Annotated in this window: 16 protein-coding genes; 14 read left to right on the plus strand and 2 right to left on the minus strand. The window is 61.6% G+C overall.

Translation table 11 applies throughout. The annotated features are described in order from the left end of the window. Window position 1 precedes the first annotated feature (1 nt). The 7 genes from BHV64_RS10395 to BHV64_RS10425 are packed head-to-tail and all read left to right on the plus strand — an operon-like array spanning window position 2 to window position 12082. Window positions 2–2059 carry an alpha-galactosidase gene (locus tag BHV64_RS10395; RefSeq protein WP_217726926.1) on the plus strand — a complete coding sequence of 686 codons (2058 nt, stop codon included), beginning with the start codon at window positions 2–4 and terminating at the stop codon, window positions 2057–2059. 22 nt (window positions 2060–2081) lie between these two features. Further along, window positions 2082–3866 (plus strand): glycoside hydrolase family 2 protein, encoded by a 1785-nt coding sequence (locus BHV64_RS10400; RefSeq protein WP_288115865.1) that lies wholly within the window; start codon window positions 2082–2084, stop codon window positions 3864–3866. 6 nt (window positions 3867–3872) lie between these two features. Continuing rightward, window positions 3873–5063, plus strand: a complete 1191-nt coding sequence (locus BHV64_RS10405; RefSeq protein WP_118406375.1) for a glycoside hydrolase family 88 protein — start codon at window positions 3873–3875, stop codon at window positions 5061–5063. Further along, window positions 5060–6343, plus strand: coding sequence for a glucuronyl esterase domain-containing protein (locus BHV64_RS10410; RefSeq protein ID WP_149886884.1), 1284 nt, complete (start codon window positions 5060–5062; stop codon window positions 6341–6343). The genes BHV64_RS10405 and BHV64_RS10410 overlap by 4 nt, the downstream gene beginning before the upstream one ends. Before the next feature lie 18 nt (window positions 6344–6361). Further along, window positions 6362–9079, plus strand: coding sequence for a sugar-binding domain-containing protein (locus BHV64_RS10415; RefSeq protein WP_288115868.1), 2718 nt, complete (start codon window positions 6362–6364; stop codon window positions 9077–9079). Between the two features lie 12 nt (window positions 9080–9091). Next, entirely contained in the window at window positions 9092–9868 is a 777-nt protein-coding gene (locus tag BHV64_RS10420; RefSeq protein ID WP_149886882.1) for a hypothetical protein, read from the plus strand. Between the two features lie 12 nt (window positions 9869–9880). Beyond that, entirely contained in the window at window positions 9881–12082 is a 2202-nt protein-coding gene (locus tag BHV64_RS10425) for a glycoside hydrolase family 3 N-terminal domain-containing protein (RefSeq protein WP_217726928.1), read from the plus strand. A gap of 116 nt (window positions 12083–12198) precedes the next feature. On the opposite strand, the gene BHV64_RS10430 is transcribed toward BHV64_RS10425, so the two are convergent. Further along, window positions 12199–13293, minus strand: a complete 1095-nt coding sequence (locus BHV64_RS10430) for a glycoside hydrolase family 43 protein (RefSeq protein WP_288115870.1) — start codon at window positions 13291–13293, stop codon at window positions 12199–12201. A 252-nt stretch (window positions 13294–13545) separates the two neighbouring features. Here BHV64_RS10430 and BHV64_RS10435 point away from each other — a divergent pair, with 252 nt between their 5' ends. After that, the gene (locus tag BHV64_RS10435) at window positions 13546–14484 is read left to right on the plus strand and encodes a glycoside hydrolase family 43 protein (protein ID WP_147619662.1); all 939 of its coding nucleotides are present in this window, start codon (window positions 13546–13548) and stop codon (window positions 14482–14484) included. Window positions 14485–14551: 67 nt separating this feature from the next. On the opposite strand, the gene BHV64_RS10440 is transcribed toward BHV64_RS10435, so the two are convergent. After that, window positions 14552–16849 carry a patatin-like phospholipase family protein gene (locus BHV64_RS10440; RefSeq protein ID WP_288115872.1) on the minus strand — a complete coding sequence of 766 codons (2298 nt, stop codon included), beginning with the start codon at window positions 16847–16849 and terminating at the stop codon, window positions 14552–14554. Between the two features lie 76 nt (window positions 16850–16925). On the opposite strand from BHV64_RS10440, the gene pheS reads away from it, so the two are divergent. The 6 genes from pheS to mnmG all read left to right on the plus strand — a co-directional run bounded on the left by pheS (window position 16926) and on the right by mnmG (window position 24377). Next, window positions 16926–17951 (plus strand): phenylalanine--tRNA ligase subunit alpha, encoded by a 1026-nt coding sequence (pheS, locus tag BHV64_RS10445; RefSeq protein WP_015546893.1) that lies wholly within the window; start codon window positions 16926–16928, stop codon window positions 17949–17951. A 14-nt stretch (window positions 17952–17965) separates the two neighbouring features. Further along, window positions 17966–19771: a tetratricopeptide repeat protein gene (locus BHV64_RS10450; RefSeq protein ID WP_217726932.1), complete on the plus strand. Its 1806-nt coding sequence runs from the start codon at window positions 17966–17968 to the stop codon at window positions 19769–19771. 7 nt (window positions 19772–19778) lie between these two features. Then, window positions 19779–20900, plus strand: coding sequence for a murein hydrolase activator EnvC family protein (locus tag BHV64_RS10455; protein ID WP_015546895.1), 1122 nt, complete (start codon window positions 19779–19781; stop codon window positions 20898–20900). A gap of 83 nt (window positions 20901–20983) precedes the next feature. After that, window positions 20984–21421 carry an rRNA maturation RNase YbeY gene (gene ybeY / locus BHV64_RS10460; protein WP_138265731.1) on the plus strand — a complete coding sequence of 146 codons (438 nt, stop codon included), beginning with the start codon at window positions 20984–20986 and terminating at the stop codon, window positions 21419–21421. Window positions 21422–21426: 5 nt separating this feature from the next. Further along, entirely contained in the window at window positions 21427–22359 is a 933-nt protein-coding gene (locus BHV64_RS10465; RefSeq protein WP_217726933.1) for a hypothetical protein, read from the plus strand. Then, entirely contained in the window at window positions 22356–24377 is a 2022-nt protein-coding gene (gene mnmG / locus BHV64_RS10470; protein WP_217726935.1) for a tRNA uridine-5-carboxymethylaminomethyl(34) synthesis enzyme MnmG, read from the plus strand. The genes BHV64_RS10465 and mnmG overlap by 4 nt, the downstream gene beginning before the upstream one ends. The last annotated feature ends 17 nt before the right edge of the window (window positions 24378–24394 follow it).

The following is a 24394-nucleotide window of genomic DNA, read 5'->3' on the forward strand; positions in this document are numbered from 1 at the left end:
CATGAAACACACACTCCCGATACTGTTCACGATGCTGCTCTGCGGCACGTCCGCCTTCCCGCAGGAGGGCTGTTACAGCCGTTTGCAGAACGACACCCTGACGATCGGCAACTCCCGGATCGAACGCCGGTTCGTCTGGAACGGCGGCAACCTGATGACGCAGAGCCTGACCGACTTTTCGTCGGGACAGGTGTGGACTTCCCGTTCCCTGACGCCCGATTTCAAGGTCGCGGGCGATACCCGAAGCACCGGCGGACGCTGCTCGACGAAACGGATCGCCGAAACCGACATCCATCCGGCGCGGCTGGAAATCACCGTGGAATTTTCGCTGGGAACGCTCGACGTGCGGCGGATTTACCGCATCTGCGCCGACACTCCGGCGATCGCCTGCGACACCTACCTCAAAGGCAGCGCCGCACAGCTTCCCGACAGCCGGACGGTCAACGCCGCCGACCGCAAGAACATCGAATCGACCGCCGACATGCAGTCGCAGCCGGTCGCCGCGACCCTCGACCGGTTCAACCCCGGCGGGTTCCACTGGCATACGCGGATCGTGGAGTTCCAGGACGTCACGGACTGGAACAACAACCTGGTCTTCGAAACCGACGTCATTCCCTACCGGAAAAACAGCTACCGGGGCAACCTGCTCTTCGCCCGCAACGCCGAGAACGGCCGCGGGCTCTTCTTCCTGAAGGAAGCCCCCGGTTCGGGCGTGCAACTGGCCTATGGCGGCGGGGACTTCACGGCGGAGTTCGGCGATTTCACGGTGACGGGACTGGGCGTGACGGAGAAGGACCTCCGCGAAGGGGAGTGGGTGAAAGCCTACGGATGCGTCCTCGGAGTCTGGTCGGGCGGAGAACTCGAACAGTTGACGGCCCTGCGGAGCTACCAGAAAAATTTACGGAAGCTGCTTCCCGGACGCGACGAGATGGTGATGATGAACACATGGGGCGACCGCAGTCAGGACACGAAGGTGAACGAACGGTTCTGCCTGGCCGAGGTCCGCAAGGCCGCGCATCTGGGCATCACGCATTTCCAGATCGACGACGGCTGGCAGGTGGGCAAAAGCCCCAACTCCGCCGTGGCGAAGGGGTCGTTCAAAAACATCTGGGACAATCCCGACTACTGGAAGCCCGACCCGGAGAAATACCCCCGGGGATTGCACCCTGTCGTGGAGCTGGGCCGGGAACTGGGCGTGGAGATCTGCCTCTGGTTCAACCCGAGCGTACAGGACGGCTATGCCGACTGGGAGAAGGATGCGCAGGCCCTCGTCGGTCTCTACGACGAGTACGGCATCCGCACGTTCAAGATCGACGGACTGGCAATCCCCGACAAACGCTCCGAAAGCAACCTGCGGCGGCTGTTCGACCGCGTGCTGGAGCGGACGGGCGGCCGAGTGGTCTTCAACCTCGACGCCACGGCCGGACGCCGCGGAGGCTACCACATGTTCAACGAGTACGGCAACATTTTCCTCGAAAACCGTTACACCGACTGGCAGAACTACTACCCCTACTGGACGCTGCGCAACCTGTGGATGCTCTCCAAATACGTTCCCGCGGAGAAGCTCCAGATCGAGTTCCTCAACAAATGGCGCAACACGGAAAAATATGCCGGCGACCCGTTCGCCCCGGCCAATTACAGTTTCGAATACCTCTTCGCAACGACCATGGCCGGACAGCCGCTGGCCTGGATGGAGGCGAGCGGACTGCCCGAAGAGGCGCTGGGCATCGGCGCGCTGATCGAACGCTACAAAGAGGTGCAGCACGATTTCCACCGCGGAGTGATCCTCCCCGTGGGCGACGAACCGTCGGGCCGTTCGTGGACCGGATTCCAGTCGGTCGACGGCGAGCGGGGCTACCTAATCTTCTTCCGCGAGCAGAACCCCGACCGGAAGGCCCGGATCGAAACATGGCTCCCCGAGAACTCGAAAGTGCGCCTCACGCCGGTGCTGGGGAGCGGGAAGGCCGCCGTGCAGAAGACCGGACGCCGCGGAACGCTGGAGGTGGAACTTCCCGCGCCCAACGATTACACGATGTACCGCTACGAACTGATCCGCTGACGAACCACAAATCCTGATAACAATGAAAACACCGATAAAATTCATCCTGTCATTTGCTCTGCTGCTGCTCGCGGCGGCCGACATCGCAGCCCAGGAGCTGATCACCAACGTTTACGGACGCGACGTGCAGTCGCTCAACGGAAAGTGGGACGCCATCGTCGATCTCTACGATCAGGGCCGCAAAAACAAGATCTACCTCAACCGCAAGCCGGAGGGAAAGACCGATTTCTACGAATATTCGTTCGACAACGGCCTGCGGCTCGACGTTCCCTCGGACTGGAACTGTCAGATGCCCGAGCTGAAATACTACGAAGGCACGGTGTGGTATGCCCGGCGGTTCGACGCCCCCGAGCAGGCCGGCCGGCGGCAGTTCCTCTATTTCGGAGCCGTCAGCTACCGCTGCCGGGTCTACCTCAACGGCGAGGAGATCGGCGCCCATGAAGGCGGATTCACACCCTTTGAGATCGAGGTGACGGGCCGCCTCAAGCCCGAAGGCAACTTTCTGGCCGTGGAGGTCAACAACACCCGCACCACGGACGCCATCCCGGCGATGGCCTTCGACTGGTGGAACTACGGCGGCATCACGCGCGACGTGATGCTCGTCAGCGTGCCCGACGCCTTTATCCGGGACTATTTCATCCGCCTCGGCAAGGATTCCGACGACCGGATCGACGCCGATGTGCAGCTGGCGGGCGCCGCTGCCGGAACGGCCGTACGGATCGAGATTCCCGAACTGAACGTAGACCGGACCGTCACTGCCGGAGCGACCGGTACGGCCTCGGCGTCGTTCCGGGTCAGGAGACTGCAACGCTGGTCCCCCGCCGATCCGAAACTTTACCGGGTGATCGTCTCCACGGACCGCGACCGGGTGGAGGAGTCGATCGGGTTCCGCAATATCCGCACCGAGGGCGAAGAGATCGTCCTCAACGGCTCGCCCGTGTTCCTCAAGTCGATCTCGTTCCACGAAGAGATCCCCCAGCGCATGGGCCGGGCACACTCCGAGGCCGACGCCGTGATGCTGCTCAGCGAGGCCAAGGCACTCGGCTGCAACATGATCCGTCTGGCGCACTACCCGCAGAACGAACATATCGTCCGGCTGGCCGAAAAGATGGGCTTCCTGCTCTGGGAGGAGATTCCCATCTGGCAGGGCATCGACTTCGCCAACGACCAAACCCGCGAAAAGGCGGGCCGCATGATCCGCGAGATGGTCGCGCGCGACAAGAACCGCTGCGCCCTGACGTTTTGGGGCGTGGCCAACGAGACGCAGCCTTCCGGGCCGCGCAACGCCTTCCTGCGCCACCTGATCGCATGCTGCCGGGAGATCGACGACACGCGCCAGATCGTTGCGGCGTTCGATCTGGTACGTTTCGACCGCCAGCGGCAGCTGTTCGTCATGGACGACCCGTTCATCGGGGAACTGGATGTCGTGGCCATCAACAAATACATGGGCTGGTATCACCCGTGGCCCCTCACGCCCGATAAGGCGGTGTGGGACGTGGCGCGCGGCAAACCGCTGATCACCTCCGAATTCGGCGGCGAGGCGCTCTACGGCCAGCACGGCCCGGCCGATGTGGCCAGCTCGTGGAGCGAGGAGTATCAGGAGGCCCTCTACCGCGACAACCTGCGCATGTTCGAGAACATCCCCAACCTGCGGGGCGTGTCGCCGTGGATTCTGTTCGACTTCCGCTCGCCGTTCCGCTTCCACCCCGCCAACCAGGAGGGCTGGAACCGCAAGGGGCTGGTTTCCGACCAGGGATACCGCAAGAAAGCGTGGTATCTGATGAAAGCCTATTACGACAAACATTAAAAGAAGATGAAGAAATTTTTGACATACACGCTTCTCGGCGTCCTGCTCGCAGGCTGCGCCGGAAGCGGGCGGGAACCGCTGGAGACCGTCGTGGACAAGGCGCTGGCCGGCGCCGAGCGGCAGACGCTGCTGATGGCCGAGAAGTACAGTGCGCGCGAAGGCCGCCTGCCGCGCACGTGGGAGAACGGCGAGGACGTCTCGTCGGATTCGCGCTGGTGGTGCAGCGGCTTTTTCCCGGGCGTGCTGTGGTACGTCTACGAGAACGGCCGCAACCCCCGGGTGCTGGAGTACGCCCGGATGTTCACCGCACGCGTCGAGCGGGAAAAACACACCACCGACAACCATGACGTGGGGTTCATGCTCTATTGCAGTTTCGGCAACGGACTGCGCCTCACGGGAGACAAGTCCTACGAGGAGGTGCTGCTCACCGGGGCGCGCTCGCTGGCGACGCGCTTCAAACCCGAAGTAGGGCTGATCCGCTCGTGGGACCACAACCGCGACAAATGGCAGTATCCGGTCATCATCGACAACATGATGAACCTCGAACTGCTGATGTGGGCCGCCGACCGTTCGGGCGACAAGTCGCTGCGCGACATGGCCGTATCGCATGCTGACAAGACGCTGAAACACCATTTCCGCCCCGACTTCAGCTCCTGCCACCTGGTCTCCTACGACACGATCTCGGGACAGCCCCATCTCAAGCAGACCCATCAGGGCCTCTCCGACTCCTCGGCCTGGAGCCGCGGACAGGCATGGGGACTCTACGGCTACACCTGCATGTACCGCCTCACGGGCGACGCCCGCTACCTCGAACAGGCCCGCGGCATCGCCGGATTCCTCATCAACCACAGGAACATGCCTGCCGACGGGATTCCCTACTGGGATTTCGACGCGCCGGCCCTCGCCTCCACGCCGCGCGACGCATCGGCGGCCGCGATCATGGCCTCGGCGCTGGTCGAGCTGAGCGGCTTCGTGCCCGCAGCCGAAGGGGAGCGGTACATGGCTTTCGCCGAAAAGCAGATCCGCACGCTGGCCTCGCCCGAATACACCGCTCCGGCGGGTGAGAACGGAGGCTTCATTCTCCGGCACAGCACGGGAGCCTATCCCTTCTCCTCGGAGGTCGACGTGCCGCTCACCTACGCCGACTACTATTATCTGGAGGCGCTCACGCGCATCAAACGCCGATTGCAGCCATGACCGCCGTGAAAAAATACGCGCTGCTGTCGCTCTGCGGCCTGACCCTGTTCTGCGCCCGGGCGCAGATGCCCGCGACAAACTACGACGAATCGCAGGTTCCGGCCTACACGCTGCCCGACCCGCTGACAACCATCGCCGGCAAAAAGGTGACTGACGCCGAAACGTGGACTTCGGAACGCCGTCCCGAACTGCTGTCGCTGTTCGAAAGCGAGGTCTACGGAAAAGCTCCCGACCGCCCCGAGGGACTGCATTTCGAGGTCTTGTCCGAAGACCGCTACACGCTGGGCAACATGGCCACCCGCCGGGAGATCGCCGTCTACTTCACCGAGGACGACGCACATTTCATGACCATCCTGCTCTACATCCCCAACAAACGCACCGACGCCGTTCCGGTCTTTCTGGGGCTGAATTTCAAGGGCAACCACACGATCTGCGACGACCCGTTGATTACGGAGTCCGTTTCGCGCATGAAGCCGCGCGCAGAGGGCGGCAGCGAAGTCCGCGCAAAAGGGTTCCCGCGCGCCGCGGCGGCATCGCGGTGGCCGGTCGAAATGCTGATCGCCAACGGCTACGGCCTCGCCACGATTTACCGCGGCGACATCGACCCCGACTACGACGACGGCTTCCAAAACGGCGTTCACCCGCTCTTTTACCGCGAGGGGCAGACCAAACCGGCCCCCGATGAATGGGGCACGATCGCAGCCTGGGCCTGGGGCTTGAGCCGTGCGATGGACTACCTCGAAACCGACGAGGATGTCGATGCCTCCCGCGTGGCGGTCATCGGGCATTCGCGGCACGGCAAAACGGCCCTTTGGGCCGCAGCCGTCGATCCGCGCTTCGCCATGGCCGTGTCGAACGACTCGGGATGCGGCGGCGCGGCGTTGTCGCGGCGTTGTTACGGCGAAACCGTAGCCAGGATCAACAGCCTTTTCCCGCATTGGTTTTGCGGGAACTTCAACCGGTATTCGGGCAACGAGGCGGCTTTGCCCGTCGACCAGCACGAACTGATTGCGCTGATAGCCCCGCGCCCGGTGTATATCGCCAGCGCCGTCGAGGACCGTTGGGCCGATCCGAAAGGCGAGTTCCTCGCGGGGGTCCACGCCACGCCGGTCTACGAGTTGTTCGGCCTGGAGGGACTTTCGGGAACGGAACTGCCCCAAACCGACGCGCCCGTGCTGTCGGGACACATCGGCCACCACGTCCGTTCGGGCGACCACGACATCACGCTCTACGACTGGCGGCAATTCGTGAAATTCGCGGACAAACACCTGAAACGATAATCTAAAACAACACCATACATGAAAAACCGGTTTATAAAACTGCTTCTCGCGGCCGTGCTGTTAGGCTCCCTCTCCCCGGCGGCCGCCCAGACCCGCGAAATGGACCTCTCGGGAGAGTGGAGGTTCCAGACGGACGTGATGGATTTCCGCAGGGGATCGCTTTCGCCGCGCTACAACCACCAACTCCAGGAGACCATCATGCTCCCCGGCATCACCGACGACTACAAAATCGGCTACAAATCGCCCTACCGCCATGTCGACCGCCTGACGCGCGTCTACGAGTACATGGGTCCGGCGTGGTATCAGCGCGACATCGAGTTCCCGGCCGACTGGAAGGGCAAGTGCATCTTCCTCTATTTCGAACGCACCCACTGGCTCAGCTCGGTATGGGTCGACACCAAGGAGGTGAGCCGACTGGACTACATCAGCGTCCCCCACAACCACGACCTGACGGATTTCGTCACCCCGGGCAAGACGCACCGCATCACGGTGTGCATCGACAACCGGTTCCAGTACAACACCCACAAATGGAACCACGCCCACACGGAGTTCACGCAGATCAACTGGAACGGCATCCTCGGCGAGATGAAACTCGTGGCCGTAGACCCCGTTTACATCGACGACATGCAGCTGTATCCCGACATCGAGACGAACAGCGTCGACGTGCGCCTGAAGATCGACAACCGCACGAAAAAGCCTTTCGAAGGAAAGGCGCTGCTCACCGTCTCGGGCAACGGCTTGCACGTAACGAAGGAGGTACCTGTCGGCGGCGAAGCGGAGGAGATCGACCTGACCGAAACCGTCGCGCTGGGCCGGGAGGCCAAACTCTGGGACGAATTCAACCCGAACCTCTACACCGTGGAGTGCACGCTGCTGACCGGCGCCGGAAAAGAGTCCTTCGAACATAAGAAGTCGGCGACCTTCGGCATGCGCGAAGTGGCGCAGGGCCGCAACCACATCCTGCTCAACGGCCGTCCGCTCCACCTGCGCGGAACCGTCGAGAACGCCGTGTTCCCGAAAACGGGCCACGCCCCGGTCTGCGACGCCGAATGGGAGCGTATCATGCGCATCGTCAAGGACTACGGACTGAACCACATCCGTTTCCACTCGTGGTGCCCTCCCGCCGCGGCTTTCCGCATGGCCGACCGCCACGGCGTCTACCTCGAAGTCGAGATGCCCATGTGGGGCAAGGACGCCGAGCCGGACGAAGCGCGCTACGACTTCTTCCGCCGCGAGATGCGCGCCATCCTCAAGGAGTACGGCAACCACCCCTCGTTCGTCCTCTACTGCAACGGCAACGAGATCACCGGCAACTTCGACTTCATCGAGGAGCTGACCGCCGACGGCCGCAAACTCGACACGCGGCATCTGTACAGCGGTTCGACGGCCCGCACGCGCGTCCCGTCCAACCAGTATTACGTCTCGCAGCAGACCAACAAAGGCCCCGTGAAGGTCTACGAGGGACGGCCCTCGACCGACTGGGACCGCAGCAAGGAGTCGGACGTGGACGTTCCGGTAATTTCCCACGAGTCGGGCCAGCGGTGCGTCTATCCCGACTTCCGCGAGATCGGGAAATACACGGGACCGGTCGAGGCCCGAAACTTCGAACTGTGGCGCGAGATGCTCACCGCCAACGGCATGGGCGATCAGGCCCACGATTTCTTCCGGGCCTCGGGCGCGCTGACCGTCGTGGAGTACAAGGCCGTGATCGAGGCGCTGCTCCGCTCGTCCAAATCGGCCGGATTTCAGCTCCTGTCGCTCAACGACTTCCCGGGCCAGGGTTACGCCCCGGTGGGTGTGCTCGATCCGTTCTGGGACTCCAAGGGCCTGGTGACGCCCGAGGATTGGCGGGCCTTCTGCGCGCCGACCGTGGCGCTGCTCCGCTACCCGAAAAGCGCCTGGTTCGAAGACGAAACCTTCACGGCAAAGGCCGAGGTCTACAACTTCGGCGCGGCGGCGCTCAAAAATGCGAAAATCCGCTGGTCGATCACCGACGGCAGCGGGAAAGCCATCGCCAAGGGCAGTCTGAAATCGCAGACCGTAGGCACCGACGGCGTGTTCCCCGTCGGGGAGTTCTCCGCTCCGCTCGGCAAGGTGCGAGGCCCGCAGAAGCTGACCGTGCACCTGAACGTCGGTGAAAAGACAAGCAACAGCTGGGACATCTGGGTCTATCCGCGCAACGCACAGCTGATGCAGTCGGATACGGAGGTGCTCTACACGACGGAGTTCGGCGAGCAGGCCAAACAGTACCTCGCCGCGGGGAAGAAAGTCGTCCTGACCCCCGCGCCGAACAAGGTCAAGGGGCGCAAATCGACCTTCCACAACCATTTCTGGAACCCGATCATGTTCGCCTGGGCGCCGATGACCATCGGCTGTCTGATTCACGCCGAGCAACCCGTGTTCGCCGACTTCCCGACCTCATACCACACCGACTGGCAGTGGTGGGACATTCTGGAGAACGCCAAGGTGATCGAGATGCAGCAGACCCCGCGCCAGCTGCGGCCCTTCATCCAGGTGATCGACAGCTTCGACAACAACGAAAAACTCGGCATCGGCTTCGAGGCCCGCGTCGGCGGCGGCAAACTGCTCGTGCTGGCGGTCGACACGAAAAAGAAGATGGACCAGCGCCCCGCCACGCGCCAGCTGCTCGAAAGCATCGACCGCTACGTCCGCAGCGACCGTTTCGCTCCCGAGGTCACACTCGACGAGTCGTTCATCACCTCCTTCATGCGCTAAAACCGCACGATTATGAACAAGATCTGTCTACTGCTCTGCTGCCTGCTGCCCGGCCTGTTCCGGGCAGGGGCGCAGGAGCTGAAAATGACCGAATGCGCCCCTCTGACGCAGATTTACGGCGAGGTCAGCGAGTCCGACGAACTGCTTCCTATGGGCGATGTGGGGGTGGAATTCGGATACGTCCTCTACCAGGCCGCAATCACCGTTCCCGCAGGGGAGGCCGCGCTCGAACTGGAGAACGTGCGGGACTATGCCGCGGTTTACCTCGACGGCGTGTTTCAGGGAACCCTGACCGACAACCGAAAAACGCTGGTCCTGAAGGCAGAAACCGGCCAGCACACATTGCAGCTCTACGTCGAAAACATCGGCCGCATCACCTACGGCCCGGAGATTCTCGACAACTCGAAAGGACTCTTCGGCGAAGCCCGCCTCGCCGGCGAAACGATCGCCGGCTGGACGATCACCCCGCTCGAAGTGCGCGACGCCGATCCCGAAACCCTCGAGTTCGAAGCCCTCGGCCCGTGCAACACGCCCTGTTTCCGGCGCGGGCAGTTCGACCGTGCGGCGCACGAAGGAGCCGTTTACCTCGACGTGTCGGGATGGGGCATGGGCGAGGTGTGGATCAACGGGCACTACCTCGGCTCGTTCTGGGACGAGGAGAAACAGCAGTCGATCCTCATTCCGGCCGAAATCCTCGCCGAAAAGGGGAACCGCATCGTGGTTTTCGACCTCAAAAACAACGACCCCGGCGCAACGATGCGCCTCTCGGACAAACCCGTGTTCAAATAACAAGCACAACCTATGAAAAAAATAACCGTTATCGCTCTGCTGCTGGCCGCCGCCCTCGGGGCGCAGGCCCGGAACGGGAGCGGAAAGCCCGCCTACAAGGACGCCGGACGCCCCGTCGAAGAGCGCGTCAGCGACCTGCTGTCGCGGATGACCCTCGAAGAGAAGGTCATGCAGCTCAACCAATACACGCTCGGCCGCAACGACAACGCCAACAACGTGGCCGATCCGGTGGACAAGATTCCCGCCGAAATCGGCTCGCTCATCTACTTCGACACCTCGCCCGAGCTGCGCAACCGGCTTCAGAAAAAAGCCATCGAGCAGTCGCGGCTCGGAATCCCCGTGCTGTTCGGCTACGACGTGATCCACGGTTTCCGCACCACTTACCCCATTTCGCTGGCCCAGGCCTGCTCGTGGAATCCCGCACTGGTGAAGCAGGCCGCCGAAGTGGCCGCACAGGAGGCGCGGATGTCGGGCGTCGAGTGGACCTTCTCGCCGATGATCGACGTGGCGCGCGACGGCCGCTGGGGCCGTGTCTCGGAGGGCTACGGCGAAGATCCCTACGCCAACGCCGTCTACGGAGTGGCGGCGGTCGAAGGCTACCAGGGCGACAACCTCGCCGACTCCCGCCGCGTGGCCGCCTGCCTCAAGCATTTCGTCGGCTACGGCGCCTCGGAGGCCGGCCGCGACTACGTCTACACCGAAATCTCGCGTCAGACGCTCTGGGACACCTACATGCCGCCCTACCAGGCGGGCATCGAGGCCGGAGCCGCTACGGTGATGAGCTGCTTCAACGACATCAGCGGAACGCCCGGCACGGCCAATCCCTACATCCTGACCGAGGTGCTCAAGGAGCGCTGGGCGCACGACGGATTCGTCGTCTCGGACTGGGCCGCCATCGAACAGCTGCGCTCGCAGGGCGTGGCCACCGACCGGAAGGAGGCCGCCGAAAAGGCCTTCAACGCGGGTGTCGAAATGGACATGATGAACCGCTGTTACGACGCCCATCTGGCCGCCCTGGTCCGCGAAGGCAAGGTCTCGCAGGAGAAACTCGACGAGGCCGTGCGGCGCGTTCTGCGGCTGAAATTCCGGCTCGGGCTGTTCGAACGCCCCTACACCCCGGAGTCGGAGGAGACGGACCGGTTCCTGCTTCCCGCGAGCCTCGCCGTCGCCGAGCGGCTCGCCGAGGAGTCGATGGTGCTGCTGAAAAACGAGAACAACACGCTGCCGCTGAAAGCCGCCCGCCGCATCGCGGTCATCGGCCCGATGGCGCAGAACCGGCTGCACCTGCTCGGCGCGTGGTCGGCACACGGCCGCGAAGAGGACGCGGTGAGCCTCTTCGCCGGGCTGGAAAACGAATACCGGGGCCGCGCCGAACTGCTCTACGCCCGGGGCTGCGACTTCGACGGCGAGGACCGCTCCGGATTCCGTGAGGCTGTCGCCGCGGCCGCGGCTGCCGACGTGGTGGTCCTCTGCCTCGGGGAGAAAAAGCAGTGGAGCGGCGAGAACGCCTCGCGCTCGACGATCGCGCTTCCCGAAATCCAGGAGCAGCTGGCCGCCGAACTGACCCAGACCGGAAAACCGCTGGTTTTGGTTCTGTCCAGCGGCCGGCCGCTGGAGCTGTGCCGCCTCGAACCCCTCTGCGGGGCCATGGTGCAGATGTGGCAGCCCGGCATCCGGGGCGGAAACCCTCTCGCGGGAATTCTGTCGGGGAGGATCAACCCCTCGGGACGCCTCGCCATGACGTTCCCCCGCTCGACGGGCCAGATTCCGATCTACTACAACCGCCGCCAGAGCGGCCGCACCCATCAGGGCAAATATCAGGACATCCCCAGCACGCCGCTCTATGAATTCGGGCACGGCCTGAGCTATACGACGTTCGAATACGGCGACCTGCGCCCGTCGGCAACCACGCTGCGCCGCGGGGAAAAGACGACGGTCGAGGTCTCCGTGACCAACACGGGCGGCATGGACGGCGCCGAGACGGTTCACTGGTTCATATCGGACCCCGTATGCCGCATCTCACGCCCCGTCAGGGAGTTGAAACACTTCGAGAAACAGCCGATCCGCCGCGGCGAGACCCGCACGTTCCGGTTCGAGATCGACCCCGAAAAGGATTTGAGTTTCACGGACGGCGACGGCAACCGGTTCCTCGAACCGGGCGACTACTTCATCCTCGTAAAGGACAAAAAGGTGAAACTGACGCTGACGGACTGATCCCCGCTCCCATTAAAGGACAGAGCTGTAACCTGAAAAGTTACAGCTCTGTCCGTATCAGGCCGCAGTCACCCAGAGAACGGGACGCCCCGCCGATTCGCAGGAAAGCCGCCCCCTCACAGGCCCTTTGTCCACACGGGTACAGGCTGGGGCGAGGTGGTCGGGCCGAAGACCTTCAGACGACCGTCTTCGGTCACCTCCATCGGGTCGATGAAGACCATGCGCGCATCGCCCGTCGGGGCCGTCCGGCCGTGGTAGACGCAGTACATCCCGCCGCCGGGAAGCTTCAACACCATATTGTGCCCCGTTCCCGTGACCTCGCCGCCCTTGTCCGCATTCTTCTCGAGGACCGGATTGTCCGACGATTTCACGAAGGGACCCAGCGGCGAACCGGCCGTAGCATAGCCCACCGCATAATGCTGCCCGCCGTAGAAATTGGCGGAATACATCATGTAATAGGTCCCGTTTTCCTTGAAGGCGTACGACCCCTCGGTCCAGCGCCGGTTGACCTCTCCGGCGGTGACCGAACGGCTCTCCCACCCGGTTTGCGGGTCGGAGGCAGACTGCGGGGGCGTCAGCAGAACGACCGGCTCGCCGATGACGCCGCTGAAATCGGGCTTCATCTCCACACCGTACACCCAACTCTCCTCGATCTCGTCGAAAAGCCCCTTGTCGCGCGCCCACGCCGAAAGCTCGCTTTCGACGGGATGCTTGTAACAGCAGCGCGAATAATAGAGATACATCCGGCCGTCATCGTCCCACAATACGTTGGCGTCGATCACCGGATAGCCGGGATCGAACACCGGACGGTCATACAGGTCGGAAAAGGGACCCGACGGCGAATCGGCAACCGCCACCCCGATACGGAACGTTTCGAGGTCGCCGTTCGGGTTATGCCGCCAGTTGGCACTGAAAAACAGGTAATAGCGGCCGTCGCGTTCATACACTTCGGGCGCCCAGAAGCAGTCGGTTCCCCATGCCGAGGCATTGCCGTCGTAGACGACATCGCCCTTCTGCCAGGTAACGAGGTCGTCCGAGACGCAGACGCGAAAACCCCGGATGTCGCCGCTCGTTCCGTACATATAGAATTTTCCGTCAGCGGCGTGGAGGATGAACGGGTCGCCGAACGCAACGTCGAGCGGATTACGATATGCAGGCGAGTCGCATCCGAGCAGGATCGCCGGCAGGAAGAAGATGAGCAGTTTTTTCATACAGGTTATTTGAATGGTTTGAATCCGTCGTAAAATGCCATTTGGCGCGTACTCCGACAAAATTATTCGTTTTATCCGATTTTCAGCCATGCCGCCACCCGATGGGCCGCAATTGATCAAAGAGTTATACATTATGGAAATATTTTTCCATTTTGCGCCGGGCCGGACACCTATCTTTGCAGGGTCCGGAGACTCCGAAGCCCGTTCGTCCGCGGCCCTCATCCCCGGTCCCAACCTTAAATCTTACGACCTATGAAACGATTGCTTCCATTAATCGCGACGTTGTTCGCCATCGCCTGCTGTGCGGCGCAAAACCTCCGGAAAGTGCCCCTGGCCGATCCTTTCATCCTGCTTTACGACGGGGTGTATTACGCCTATGGCACAGGCGCCGGAAGCGGCATCGAGGTGTGGACATCCCGCGACCTCTCCACGTGGGAGAGGGCCAAAGGCAACGCCCGCGACGGACTGGCCCTGCACCGCACGGATGTCTGGGGCGAAAAATGGTTCTGGGCGCCCGAGGTCTACCGGCTGAATGACAAATTCTACATGTATTTCACGGCCGAAGAGCACATCTGCGTCGCCACCTCCGACTCGCCGCTGGGTCCTTTCGTACAGGAGACGCGGCAACCGATGATCGCCGATGAAAAGTGCATCGACAACACGCTGTTCATCGACGACGACGGCCGGGCGTACATGTATTTCGACCGGTTCAACGACGGGCTGAATATCTGGGTCGTCGAGCTGGAAGACGACTGCACGACGCTGAAAAAAGAGACGATGCGCCCCTGCATCCATGTTTCGCAGGAGTGGGAAAAGGTCTGGCCCCGCGTCAACGAAGGCTGCTTCGTGATCCGGCGGAACGGCACTTACTACATGACCTATTCGGCCAACAGCTACGAAAGTCCCTTCTACGGCATCGGCTGCGCCACGGCCGACTCGCCGCTGGGCCCCTGGACCAAATACGACCGCAATCCGCTGTTGCAGAATCCCGGCGAACTGGTCGGCGTCGGGCACAGCGCCCTGTTCCGGGACAAGGCGGGCAACCTGAAGATCGTTTTCCATGCCCACAAAAGCAAAGGCGCGATCCATCCGCGGGAAATGTATATCACCGACGTGCGTTTCCGCCCCGTCGAGGGCGGCTGCCGGATGGAGATCGACCCCGGATACTCGCCGGCCCTGATCGCTGAATGAACGACGCCCGGATGCAGCATGTGCATCCGGGTATCGTTTTTACAGGAGGGCGAAACCGGCCTCGCGATCAATAGAACGTCCCTTTCGGGGCGAAAATCGCATACCCGAAATTGAAGGTCAGGTACATGTTGCGCCAGTTTTTCAGGTCGTATTTCGTCAGCGCGAGGCTCACGGGACCGATCGGCGTGTGGTAGACCAGCGACGCCTCGGCGATATAATGCCAGCGCTCGTCGGGATTCTTCAGGGGGTTGAAGTCCCGTTTTTCACGGAACATGGTGTAGAACCCCGTCCGGAAGAAGCAGTTGGGCAGCAGGTCGAAGGTCGGCATCAGGCCCCACGCCGCAAAGCGTTTGCCCCGGAAATCGGGCATGTAGATCATCCGGGCATGCGGCACGGGCGCATAGTCGGGCATCGACATCAGGGTCGCGGATTCGGTCCGGAACCGCGGGTGGTTGGTCCACACGGCATCGACGTTCAAACCGAACGAGAACCAGCTGACGCCCGGCACATCGAAGAACTTGTCCCACGAAAAACGCCCTCCGAACCACTGTCTGGTTTCGCGCGAAACGAAGTCTTTCGCATCGTAGGGCTGGTATTTGTCGCGTCCGGCGACATAGATGGCCGAGAGATGCAGTTCGGAACCGCGGCGGGGATAGAGGAACTTGTCGAGCGTATTGCGGGCGACCCCGGCCCGCAGGCCGAAGAACGAGAAGCGCGAATGGTCGGTGTCGTCGGCGAACAGCACGTCCGAATCGTAGCGGTAGTTGATGTGTCCGGCGTTGGCGCGCAGCGTCAGGAGGCTGCGGTGGGTCAACGGCATCCCCACGCCCGTCGAAAAGAAGCTCTCGCTGTTCTTGACCTGCTGGGCGTTGCGGACCTTGGTGACGTTGCCGAAATAGCCGTGGCGGAAATTCCGGACCGCGAAATTGTAGGAATAGTCGAGGAATATCGGCTTCCACGCGTAGAAATCCGTCCGGCCTCCGATCGCTCCCCAGGTGTAGATCGGCCCCAGGTAGAGGTTTGCGCCCAACTGCTGCGCGACGCGGCCGATGTTCTTGTAATTGATGCCGATATAGGCCTGGTTGAAGGCCGTCGAGGAGATGTTTCCCCCAAGGATGATCTTGAAATTGGGCCGCGTGCCGAACTTGGCCTCGAACGAATAACGTTCCCGGACGGAGTCGTAGCGCACGGTGGGGAAGTCCATCGTGAAATCGCCGCCGGCAAGCACCTCGAAGAGATTGTCTTTCAGCTCCTCGAAGCCCATCGGCCGCTGAATGCCCGGCGTGCGGCGGTCCACCTGCACGAAATCGCGGATATACTCCCGCTGGGCGCGCTTCAGCCCTTCGAGTTTGTAGTCGTCGAAGACCAGCGGCGGACACTTGGCGCGGAACGCCTCGCGACGCCCGGCGTAGTAGGCCGAGTCGCGGCGTTCGGCGACTTTCTCCAACAGCTGCGGCATGACCGCCACGGCGTCCTCATAACCTGCGTTCATAATCGCCTCGGCCTGGTCGAAATCGAGCATGTTGACCCCCACGGCGCGGCGGATCGTGACGCTGCGCTCCTCGGGCAGCGTGTAGTCGGTATCGTGCATGGCCAGCATGAAAGCCTGGTCCATGATGTTGCTCTCCTCGCTGGGCGGGGTGTTGCCCTCGGTGCAGATCGAGCCGACGATCAGATCGGGCCGGAAATCTTCGTCGAGGGGTTTCCACGGGAAGTTGTCGTAGATGCCGCCGTCGTAGAGCAGCATCGAGTCTTTCACCATCGGCTTGAACACCAGCGGAATGGACATCGACGAGCGGACCGCCTCGCTCAAATCCCCCTCGCGCAGGACCACCGGCCCGCGGTGGTTCAGGTCGCTGGCCACACAGAGGAACGGAACCATCAGGCGGTCGAAATCACCGTCCGCAGCGGCCGTCGCCGGGGCGAACAGCTCCGTGAGGGCCATGTCAATCTGCGTCGAGGAGATCAGGTTCCGGGGTACGCGCAGCCGCTTCCCGGAGGGACTCTCGACGTCGATGCGCAGGCTCAAAAACGCGGGATTGCTCCCCACCTGCCGGTAATAGGCCATGTATTTGTTGGGGTCGATGCGCCCCGAGACCCACTCCTTGACCACCCCCGAGTTGACGATCGCACGCATTTCGGCCGGGGAATATCCTGCGGCGTACATCGCGGCGATGATCGAACCCATCGAGGTCCCGGCCACATAATCGATCGGCACGCCGTTCTCTTCGAGCGCCTCCAGGACGCCGATGTGGTAAAGCCCCTTCGCGCCGCCGCCGCTCATCACGACCCCTACCTTCTGGGCCGCAGCAGGGAGCGCCGCCAGCAGCAGCATCCCGACAAATGAGCCGATTTTACGCAACATATCTCAATTTTTTTATAACTTTGCACGTTACTACGATGTCGTTCAAAAGTAGACAAAAAAGAAACACGATCAAAATATGACTGACAAAATCAATGAACTCCTGCGACGTGTCGAGGAGTTTAAGCCGAAAGCCGCCGCCGAAATCGAGGAGTTCCGCATCCGGATTCTCGGCAAGAAAGGCGAGTTGACCGCCCTGATGGAGGAGTTCAAGACGGTAGCCCCCGAACTGAAACGCGAACTGGGCCAGCAGTTGAACCGTCTCAAAAACGAGGCCACGGAGCGCATCAACGCGCTGCGCGAGCAGTTGCAGAACGCCGCGGCCGACGAGGCCTCGTCGTCGGGCGACCTGACGCGCCCCGGCACGGCCGAGCACCTCGGTTCGCGCCACCCGATCTCGCTGGTGAAAAACCAGATCGTCGAGGTCTTTTCGCGGCTGGGCTACACCGTGGCCGACGGACCCGAGATCGAGGACGACTGGCACGTCTTCTCGGCCCTGAACTTCCCGCCCGAGCACCCGGCACGCGACATGCAGGACACGTTCTTCATCGAGAAGGACCCCGACATCCTGCTGCGCACGCACACCTCGTCGATCCAGGTCCGCACGATGGAGCGTCAGAAACCGCCCATCCGCGTCATCTGCCCGGGCCGTGTGTTCCGCAACGAGGCCATTTCGTACCGCGCGCACTGCATCTTCCACCAGATCGAAGGACTCTACATCGACGAGGGCGTCTCGTTCGCCGACATGAAGCAGTCGTTGCTCTACTTCGCCAAGGAGGTCTTCGGCGAGCAGGCCGTGATCCGCATGCGCCCGTCGTACTTTCCCTTCACCGAACCGTCGGCCGAGGTCGACGTGTCGTGCAACCTCTGCGGCGGCAAGGGCTGCAACGTCTGCAAGGGCACGGGATGGCTCGAAATCATGGGTTGCGGCATGGTGGACCCGAACGTATTGAAAGCCAATAATATCGACCCCGAGAAATATTCCGGATTCGCCTTCGGCATGGGTATTGAACGCATCGCCATGCTCAAGTACGGCGTGAAGGACCTGCGTCTCTATTTCGAAAACGACGTGCGGTTCCTCCACCAGTTCGACGAAGCGCTCTAAACCCCCTGACGCCCATGAAACGCCTCACAGCGACAACGGTCCTCTGCCTTCTGCTCTTCTCCGCGGCGTTCGTCACGGGAAAGGGTCCCTCGGCGGCGCCCGAATACCCCGATTCGCTGCGCAGCGTATGGCTCTACACCGAAGGCGTCAAGCAGAATGCCATCGCCGGAGACTCGGTGCGCGCCCGGGAGCTGTTCCTCGAGGCGATCCGCAACGACTCGACCTACGCCCCGGCCTACTACGAACTCGCGGCGAACGGCATGTACGCCACGCCCGACGAGGCCGTGGAACTGGCCCGGAAGGCTTTCCGGCTCGACACGACGAACAAGTGGTATCACCAGTTCTACGGACAGGCGCTCATCTACGCCGGGCGTTACGACGAGGCGCTGAAGGTCTACCGCCGCCTGCAAACGGAAAACCCGAAAGACCCCGACAACTACCGCATTCTGGCGGCCCTCTACGAGCAGAAGCAAAGTCCCGTCATGGCCCTCGTGACACTCGATTCGGCCGAACTGCGCTTCGGACGCATTCCCGTGTTGAGCGCCATGAAACGGCGTCTGCTGGTGGCGACGAACCAGATCGACAAAGCCGTGGTCGAAGCCCGGGCGATGGTCGAAGCCGCCCCCTATGAGGCGCAGCACCACGTGGTCCTCGGCGACCTCTACGCCATCGCCAAGAAGGATTCGCTGGCCCGCGCCGAATACGACCGCGCGTTGCAGATCGACTCCACGAACGTACAGACGCTGATGGCGCTGGCCGATTTTCACGCCGGACGGCAGGATTACCGGGCGCTGCTGGCCGTCACGCGGCAGTTGTTCCAATCCGACGAACTGCCGCTCGAAACCAAGATCAAACGCTTCGGGCAGTTCACCTCCGACACGCGCTTCTACCGCGAATATTACTTCCAGCTGAACGACCTGGCCTCGACGCTGGCCATCCGCTATCCCGACGACAAGCGCGTCGTGGAGCTTTACGCCGGCCACCTGATCGCTTCGGGCGAACTGGAGCAGGCCCTCGCGCTCTACAAGAGCCACCTCGCCGACCAGCCTCCCGCGGAGGAGTATTTCCGGGCGGTGATCGACATCGAAAGCTACCTCCAGCACCCCGACTCGGTCGACAAATACGTCACCCGCGCCCTGGAGCTGTTCCCCGCGAAGGTCGATTTCCACCTCTCCAAAGGGCATGTGATGAGCAACTCGAAGCAGTACGTCAAAGCCATCGGCGCCTACAAGGGGGCGTTGCGCCATGCCGACACGGATTCGCTGCGCAGCGTGATCTGGGGCATGATCGGCGACGCCTGGCATCAGAAGGCCGAGGCCGGAGAGCCGAACCTGGAGGAACGCCTGCCCCTGCAAATGGGTCTGCTCGGCAAAAAGGGCATTGCCCGCAAAGCCATGAAGGAGTGCTACAAGGCCTATGAGCGAAGTCTGCGCTACTGGCCCGACAACACAATGGTGCTCAACAACTACGCCTATTTTCTCTCGCTCGAGGAGCGCGATCTGGAACGGGCGCTCACCATGTCGAGCCGCGTCGTGGCGCTCACAGACAACAACCCCACCTACCTCGACACACACGGCTGGGTGCTCTTCAAGCTGGGACGCACGGACGAAGCCAGGAAGATTCTGCAAAAAGCCGTGGCGCTCGACGGACAGAAAAGCCCCGAACTGATGGTTCACTACGGTGACATCCTGCACCTCCTGGGCGAGCAGTTCATGGCTGAAATCTACTGGCGGAGGGCGCTTGAAAAGGGTTACGACGCCCGGCAGATCGAACAGCGGCTGAAACAACCCGCCGTCAAAAAGCCCGAACCCAAAGAATAGCCCTGCCATGAGACCGCTCCGCATCCTGACCCTTGCGTTCCTGCTCTTCACCCTCACCGCCGCCGCACAGACCGACCGCCGCATCGAGGAGCAGAAACGGGTCATCGCGGCCCTCGAAAAGCGGATCGCCACCGAAGAGCAGGAGATTTCGAAGATCCAGAAGGGCCGCACGGCCACCGAGGAACGGGTGCGCCGCCTGGCGCGCCAGATTGATTCGCGCAACCAGCTGCTCGACGAGACCGAAAAGCAGGCGCGCCTCCTGCGCGGAGAGATCGCCCGCACGGACAGCGTGGCCGGAAACCTTTCGGCAAAGCTCGAACGCGACCGCGCGCAGTACGGCGAAATGGTGCGCGAAGCCTACCGCAACTACAAGCACAACAACTACCTGACCTATATCTTCTCCTCGCGCGACTTCACGGACGTGGCGCGCAAGATCACCGCCCTGCGCGAGGTCGCCTCGCTGCGCGAACGCAAACTGCGCGACATCGAGGCGCTGACCGCCGAGGTCCGCACCGAAAAGGAGACGCTCGACCGCCGCAAGCGGTCGCTCGACTCGGTGACGCGCAGCCTCTCGGCGCAGCGCGAGAAACTCCAGCGCGACGCCCGCAACGCCAAGGCCAGCATCCGGTCGATGTCGCAGAAGGAAAAGACGGCCCTGCAACGCAAAATCGCACAGGAGCAGCAGCTCGACGTGGCCATCGGCGAACTGCGCAAGCTGACCAAGGGCAACACCGAGGGCGCCTCGTTCTCGGCGAAAACCTCCGGGCTGCGTCTCCCGGTGACTGCCGGACGCGTGAAGCGCTACAAGGAGAACATGGCCGAGATCACCGGTCCGAAGGGAGCGCACGTCATCTCGATCTACGACGGCAAGGTCGTCGACGTGAAGCGCAACCGCATCACCAACAAATACGACGTTTACGTCGCTCACGGCGAATACATAACCTCCTATGCCAACATGGGGACGATCTGCGTCGAGAAGGGCCAGAAAGTGGCAAGAAACGCACAGATAGGAACCATCGGCTCGGCGGTCAACGTGATGACGATGGAAACCGAATACAAACTCGTCTTCGGCATCTACCCGCCCAACCCCGGACAGAAGATGCGGGCGGAGGAGTGTTTCCGAAAATAAAACCGCCGTTTCATGCGGTTCCGTGCGGTGGCCGGCACGCCGTCCGCCCCGGGACGGACAACGACATAACAACAACGAAAAAAATGGCTGTCAGATACTTTACCGACGACTGCACCTACCGACTCCCGCAAAAGCGCCTCACGGCACGATGGCTGCACGAAGTGGCCGCAGGGGAGGGCTACGCGCTGGGCGACGTCACCTATATTTTCTGCTCGGCGCAGCGGCTGCTGGAGATGAACCGCCAATACCTCGGGCACGATTACTTCACCGACGTCATCACGTTCGATTACAGCGACCGCAAAGACGCACGGATCGTCTCGGGCGACATCTTCATCGACGTCGAGACCGTTGCCGACAACGCCCGCCAGTACGGCGCGACGACCTTGCAGGAGATGCGCAGGGTAGTGGTCCACGGGGTGCTGCACCTCTGCGGGCAGGGCGACAAAACGCCCCGCACCAATGCACAGATGCACCGAAAGGAGGACAAATACCTGAAATTCTGGGAGGACCCCCGGCAGTGACCGCGATGAAACACGCCCGATTTATCGCAGCGACCGTCCTCGCGGCTCTCCTACTGGCCGGATGTACGGGCCGCCGCACGGCCGGAGACGCCGCAGACAAGGCTTCCGCCGGCGACGGCACGTCCGAAACCGCAGTTTCCACGCCGGACCCGACAGGAAAGGAGACGCCGGCAGGGGAGAGGTCTCCGCTCGCCGCATTCCGTACCTGGACCGGCCGCGACGGCAGCAGCAAACGGTGGGGACCCTTCGTGGAGAACGACACGACGTTTCTCTTCGTCCACGAGTACCTTATCGGCAGCGACACGAACCGCTATAAGGTCTTTATCCGAAAAGGTCCGCAGCCGAACGACATTCCCAATTTTGCAAGCCTTTCGCCGCAGAACGAGTCGGCATGGAAGGATTTCACCGACCTGCTGCACACGCTCAAGAAACGCCGTCCCGGGCCGCTTGCACACCATGCGGCGCTGGCCGGACTTCCGCACAGCTGGACGCCGGTCCGCTCTTTCCGGGGGAGCTACTACGTAAACTGTTTCAATCCCTACCCGGTGTGGATTTCGGATTCGCTTTTCGTCCGTCAGACAATGGACGGCCCGCGGCCCTCACGCATCAGCGCGGCGGAACGCATCGCCCCGACGCATTACCGCCTCCGGACAACGGCCGGAGACGCCGGCATCGACCGGGTGGACATATACCTTGTGGACACCGTGTGCAGGATGGCTGTGTTCGCCTTCAGCAATGACCGGAAAACAGAACGGTTTCAGTCGCTTTATGTTCCCTTTGAAACAGGACTTGAGATGGATATGATCGACTTTCACTCGCTGGAACTGCCCGACGAGAGCGAGGTGGAGTGGGACGAAACCGACTTCGAAGCGTTGATTTCCGGAGCCGTACCACTCCGGGAGACAGATCCGAAAACAGACAAAACAAATAACGAATGACACTCGATTACGACATTATCGTCATCGGCGGAGGACACGCCGGATGCGAAGCCGCCTCGGCCGCCGCACGGCTCGGCTCGCGCACGCTGCTGCTCACGATGGACATGGCCAAACTGGCTGCCATGTCGTGCAACCCGGCAGTCGGAGGAGTAGCCAAAGGTCAGATTGTCAGAGAGATAGACGCATTAGGCGGCCAAATGGGCCGTATCACCGACCTCACGACCATTCAGTTCCGGATGCTCAACCGGTCGAAGGGTGCGGCAATGTGGAGCCCCCGGGCGCAATGCGACAAAACCCGTTTTTCGGAGGAGTGGCGTCGCACGCTCGAAAACACCTGGAACCTCTATATCTGGCAGGACGCCGCGACCGAACTGCTGTTCGCCCCGGCTCCGGAAACAAACGCGGCGCCGTCGGACAATCTGCCCGACGAAACCACAACGTCGTTCAATTCCGCGCCCGGCACGATTTCTTCGGCAGCCGAATCGGATGCGGATTCAGATCCGACACTCCGAAATGCACCGTCGGCCGCCGGAAAACTCGCCATCCGGGGCGTTCGGACCCGCATGGGCGTCGAATTTTCCTGCCGGAAAGTCATACTCACCTCCGGCACATTCCTCGGAGGAGTGATGCACTGCGGAGCCTCGCACGCCGAGGGCGGCAGGGCGGGGGACGCCGCTTCGCACGGCATTACGGAGAGTCTCCGGGCCATCGGTTTCGAGACCGGACGCATGAAGACCGGAACCCCGGCGCGCCTCGACGCCCGGACCATCGATTTCGAAATCCTCGAACCACAATACGGCGACGAAAACCCCGCCAAATTCTCCTTTTCACCCGAAACGAAACCGATCAAAGAGCAGCTTCCCTGCTTTCTGGTCTACACTTCGAAAGAGGTTCACGACATCCTCTGCACCGGATTCGACAGGTCGCCGCTGTTCAACGGTACGATCTGCGGCATCGGTCCGCGCTACTGCCCGTCGATCGAGGACAAACTCCGCACCTTTGCCGACAAAGACCAGCACCAGCTCTTCCTGGAACCCGAAGGCAGTTCGACCAATGAATATTACCTGAACGGCTTTTCGTCGTCTCTGCCCTGGGAAGTTCAATGGAAAGCCCTGCACAAAATCCGCGGATTCGAGGATCTGCACATTTTCCGGCCCGGATACGCCATCGAATACGACTATTTTCCGCCTACACAGTTGCACCATTCACTCGAAACGAAACTGGTTTCGGGTCTTTACTTCGCCGGGCAGGTCAACGGTACGACAGGATATGAGGAAGCGGCGGCGCAGGGCCTGATAGCGGGCATCAATGCCCACCGGGCAATGAAAGGGGAGAGTCCGGTCGTTCTGAAACGCGACGAAGCCTATATCGGCGTACTGATCGACGACCTGGTGACCAAAGGCGTCGACGAACCCTATCGCATGTTCACCTCCCGGGCCGAATATCGCATTCTGCTCCGACAGGACAACGCCGACATCCGTTTGACTCCGCTGGGATACAAAATAGGTCTGATTTCGCAAAAACAATACGATCATTTCACCAAAAAAAACACACTCGTAGAATCGCTTATTTCATTCGCCCGCGAACAGAGTGTCAAAGCAGCCGAAATTAACGACTATTTAAAATCGGTCGATTCAGAGCCTTTATCGCAGGGAAGAAAGCTTTACGACATTCTGATGCGCAATAACGTCACATTCGATTCGCTGCAAAACGCACTGCCCAAACTGCGGAAATTCATCGCGGCAAACGAAATAACTCCCGAAGCGATCGAAGAGGCGGAAATCCAAATCAAGTATAAAGGATATATCGAACGCGAAAAATTCATCGCAGAGAAATTGCGACGCCTCGAAAACATCCGAATTCCGGAAAATTTCGATTTTCATTCAATGAATGCTCTGACCATCGAGGCCCGGCAGAAACTCTCGCGCATCCGACCCGAAACGATTGGTCAGGCATCACGGATTCCCGGAGTTTCACCTGCCGACGTCAATGTATTGCTTGTAAAATTCGGGCGATAGGGTATAATGTTCCACGT

Origin of the sequence: Alistipes sp. 56_sp_Nov_56_25 (assembly GCF_001915285.1) — a bacterium.
Taxonomy (GTDB): Bacteria; Bacteroidota; Bacteroidia; order Bacteroidales; family Rikenellaceae; genus Alistipes; species Alistipes shahii.